The following is a 3,836-nucleotide window of genomic DNA, read 5'->3' as shown; positions in this document are numbered from 1 at the left end:
GAGCAGGAGACCACCTCGGCCGGGCTGCCCAAGCGGGTTCCGAAGTCGAACCTGGTGCCCGGTTCCGCAGCGCCGCGGTCCCAGTCCCCGAGCCCCGCCAAGCCTGCGGCGCCGCGTTCGGCCGAAGCCGTTCGCGGACGAATGTCCAACTTCCAGAGCGGCGTCCGCCGTGGTAGGCACGCCAAGGCAGAACCAGTCTCGACCGAACCGCCCCGCCGTCCCGAGGAGCAGGAGTGACCGGGTCCGTGCAGCAACCCATGAGCCAGAACAGCTTCAGTTGGCTGATCACCGATTTCGTGCGCCGGGTACCCGGCGTCGCGCACTCCGTGGTGGTCTCCGCGGACGGCCTGCTGCTGGCCGGTTCGCAGGGCCTGCCGCGGGATCGCGCCGAGCAGCTGTCCGCGGTCGCGTCCGGTCTGGTCAGCCTGACGCAGGGCGCGGCGCGCTGCTTCGAGGCCGGTGACGTCACGCAGACCGTGGTGGAGATGGAGCAGGGCTACCTGTTCCTGATGTCGATCAGCGACGGCTCCTGCCTGGCCGTGCTGGCCGCGCCGAACGCGGACATCGGACTGGTCGCCTACGAGATGACCTTGCTGGTGGAGCGCGTCGGCAAGCAGCTCACCCCGGAACTGCGAGCGCAGCTGCAGGGCATGAGCAGGCGATGAGCTTCGCCTGGGAACCGGCGTTGATCGAGGGGGACTCGGCATGACCTCCGGGGCCGATCCGAACTGGGACGGCGACCTGTTCCGCAACTACCACCGGCGTGGCGGTGCCGACTCCTGGCAGGACGACTTCGTGGACGATCCGCGCGGCGGGCAGCCGGACAACTGGCCGGGCACGACCGGCGGTTCGGATTACGGGCGCGCGTTGTTCGGCGGGCCGGGAGCCGACCTGTTCGGTTCGGGAGCGTCGTCCTCGTCGATGCCTTCGGTTTCCGGTTCGGTGCCCGGCACGTCCGGGCACGGGCCCTCGTTCGACATGCCGCACGCCCAGGGCGCGCATTCCCGGGACGGCAGGCAGCGCCCGGATCCGCAGAACTGGGGTGACGGCGGGCCGCCGTCGGGCTCGATGCCGTCGTTGTCGCAGTCGTTGCCGCCGGTGTCGCAGTCGTTGCCGTCGGTGTCGTCGGGTTCGCTGCCCGCGATGCCGAACGGAGCGCCGGACCACGGGGAAATGCAGGACACCGGCTCGCTCGTGCGACCCTATGCCCGGACGCGGGGCCGCACGCGCACCGATTATGATCTTGCTATCGAGACGTTGGTCTCCACCAGCGACCGGGGCCGATCGCAGGCCAATCCGGCCACGCCGGAGCACCGCTCGATCTGCGGGCTGTGCCTGGAGGCGCGCTCGGTCGCCGAGGTCTCGGCCCACCTGCGGCTTCCGTTGGGTGTGGTGCGGGTGTTGATCGGTGACATGGCCGGTCTCGGCCTGGTCTTGATTCACGACAGCGGTTTGGTCGTGGGTGACCGTCCGTCGATGGAATTCTTGGAGAGGGTGCTCAGTGGGCTACGAAAGCTCTGATCCTCGGGCGATCGTGAACAACCAAAGCAGCGGCAAGACCTCGACCAAGATCGTCGTCGCGGGTGGCTTCGGGGTCGGCAAGACGACCTTCGTGGGCTCGGTGTCCGAGATCATGCCGCTGACCACCGAGGCGGTGATGACCGAGGCGAGCGTGGGGGTCGACGACCTGACCGCGACGCCGGGCAAGGTCACCACCACGGTGGCGATGGACTTCGGTCGCGTTTCGCTGGACGAGGACTTGATCCTGTACCTGTTCGGCACGCCCGGCCAGCACCGGTTCTGGTTCATGTGGGACGACCTGGTGCGCGGCGCGATCGGCGCGATCGTGCTGGTCGACACCAGGCGGCTGGCGGACGCTTTCGCGTCGATCGACTTCTTCGACGACCGGCAGCTGCCGTACATCATCGCGGTGAACACCTTCGACGGGGTGCTGCACCACGAGATGGAGGACGTGCGCGAGGCGCTGACGATCGACAAGTCGGTGCCGATGATCTCCTGCGACGCCCGCAACCGGGAGTCCACCAAGCACGCCTTGATCACGCTGGTCCAGCACGCCATGCGCCGCCGCCTGGCGGAGCCCGCGCAGTCGTCGGCGTCCTCGCAGACCAACAGCTGACCGGTTTCCCCTCGCCCGTACGGTGCGGTACTTCGGCACGAGCGAGCGATTCTTCCTGTACGTGCAGAAGCTTTCCGAGCTCGAGGCCGCCGACGGCCGCGCCGGTGCGGAATCGGGCGGGATCATTCCAATCGCTGGGGAGAGCTGACCGCGTTCTACATCTCCGGGCACTCGTCCATCTGGTCCTGGTGTGCAGCAATCGGGCCAGGCGTTCCGGTTCGTGCGGATAACCTCCGGCAATGGATCAACGGGCGGCAGCACCTTCGATTCGTGCCATGGCCGATCTGGCCACTCCGATGGCGATACGGGTGGCGGCGACGCTGAGCCTGGTGGAACGGGCGGGCGGCGCGGGAGCGACGGCGGAACGACTGGCCGCCGAGACCGGGACCTCCGAGCCTGCGCTGTGCCGGTTGCTCGACCACCTGGTCGCGATCGGCGTATTCGATTTCGACGCGGAGTCCGGCCGTTTCCGGCCCACGGACCTCGGTGCCGGGATGAGCGGCGAGACGGCGGACGGGGTCAAGCCGTTGCTCGACATCAACACCTCGGGCGGCCGTGCCGACCTCGCCTTCGTCGAACTGCTCGGGACGGTCACCACCGGTGCTCCGGCCTACCAGAGCCGGTACGGGCGCGATTTCTGGACGGATCTCGACGCGCATCCGCAGCTGCGGCGCTCGTTCGACGCCCAGATGAATTGGCGGTTCCAGGTGCAGCCCGCGCAGATCGCCGAACACTTCGACTGGACCCGTTTCGACGAGGTGCTCGACGTCGGTGGCGGCAACGGGGTCGTGCTCGCGGCCGTCCTGCGAGCTCATCCCGGCTTGCGCGGGCAGGTCCTCGAGCTGCCGCCGACCGCAGCCGCTGCTGCCGCGAGGTTCGCTGAGGCCGGGCTCGATGACCGAGCAGGCGCCGTCTCCGGCAGCTTCTTCGATCCGCTGCCCCCGGGCGCCGACGCCTACCTGCTGTCCGACGTCCTGCACGACTGGGACGACGAGCACGCCCGCAAGATCCTGGCCGGGTGCCGCCGGGCCGCCGCACCCGACGGCACCGTGGTGGTGATCGAGCGGGTGCCCGACCGCGGAGTCGACACCGCGATGAACCTGTTCATGCTGATGTGCTTCGGCGGCCGCGAACGAACGATCACCGAGCTGGCCGAACTCGCCGCCGACTGCGGACTCGTGCTGCGCAACCGGGCCCCAGTGGCCGAAGGACGAACGGTACTCGAGTTCGCAGTCGCACCAGCGCCCGATGCCTCGGAGTGAACGGACCGTTGGTCCCACTGGATTTGCCCAACGTAGGAGCATCGAACGGTCCGTTCGCTCATCGCACTACCGCTCGTGAGCCCTGCTCGAAGCGCGCCGGCGCCTGTGATCGAGCAAGAACCGGGCCTGGACCCATCGCCTCACCGGCATCGCCTGGCGAACCACCGGCTCATTCCTCCACCACGGCCACCGAAGTGATCCGGTGCAGCGGGTAGCGGCCGGGTTCGCCGGTGCCGCGGTCGACGCCTTGCAGGACTCCGCCGCCGACGCTGACCGGCTGCACCACCACCTGGCTGGCCACGCCGTTGGAGCTGACGAAACCGAGCCACACGCTGCGGTCCTGGACCGCCGCGTCGCGCAGGAGTTGCAGCGTGGCCTCCGCGCTCGGCCTGCCGCGCTCCGGGTGCATCGCGCTGCCGCGCCGGGCGGTGCCCGCG

At 69.2% G+C, this 3,836-nt stretch carries 4 protein-coding genes and 1 pseudogene; 4 read left to right on the top strand and 1 reads right to left on the bottom strand.

The genetic code is table 11. The annotated features are described in order from the left end of the window. Nucleotides 1-257: 257 nt before the first annotated feature. The 4 genes from IJH84_RS10050 (at nt 258) to IJH84_RS10035 (ending at nt 3,399) form a co-directional block, all read left to right on the top strand. The gene (locus tag IJH84_RS10050) at nt 258-665 is read left to right on the top strand and encodes a roadblock/LC7 domain-containing protein (protein WP_200068700.1); all 408 of its coding nucleotides are present in this window, start codon (nt 258-260) and stop codon (nt 663-665) included. Nucleotides 666-705: 40 nt separating this feature from the next. Continuing rightward, a complete protein-coding gene (locus IJH84_RS10045; protein ID WP_200068374.1) occupies nt 706-1,521 on the top strand; it encodes a DUF742 domain-containing protein in 816 nt (271 codons plus the stop codon). Next, the gene (locus IJH84_RS10040; protein ID WP_200068375.1) at nt 1,502-2,137 is read left to right on the top strand and encodes an ATP/GTP-binding protein; all 636 of its coding nucleotides are present in this window, start codon (nt 1,502-1,504) and stop codon (nt 2,135-2,137) included. Before IJH84_RS10045 ends, IJH84_RS10040 begins: the two co-directional genes overlap by 20 nt. 275 nt (nt 2,138-2,412) lie before the next feature. After that, the gene (locus IJH84_RS10035) at nt 2,413-3,399 is read left to right on the top strand and encodes a methyltransferase (protein WP_295143119.1); all 987 of its coding nucleotides are present in this window, start codon (nt 2,413-2,415) and stop codon (nt 3,397-3,399) included. A 169-nt stretch (nt 3,400-3,568) separates the two neighbouring features. Here IJH84_RS10035 and IJH84_RS10030 read toward each other — a convergent pair. Continuing rightward, a pseudogene (locus IJH84_RS10030) lies at nt 3,569-3,836 on the bottom strand (DNA-binding protein); the annotation flags it as partial.

The sequence above is a fragment of the Saccharopolyspora sp. genome (assembly GCF_017434145.1).
Taxonomy (GTDB): Bacteria; Actinomycetota; Actinomycetes; order Mycobacteriales; family Pseudonocardiaceae; genus Saccharopolyspora_C; species Saccharopolyspora_C galaxeae.
Note: the sequence above shows the minus strand (reverse complement) of the source record. Positions and strands in the feature narration are given on the sequence as shown.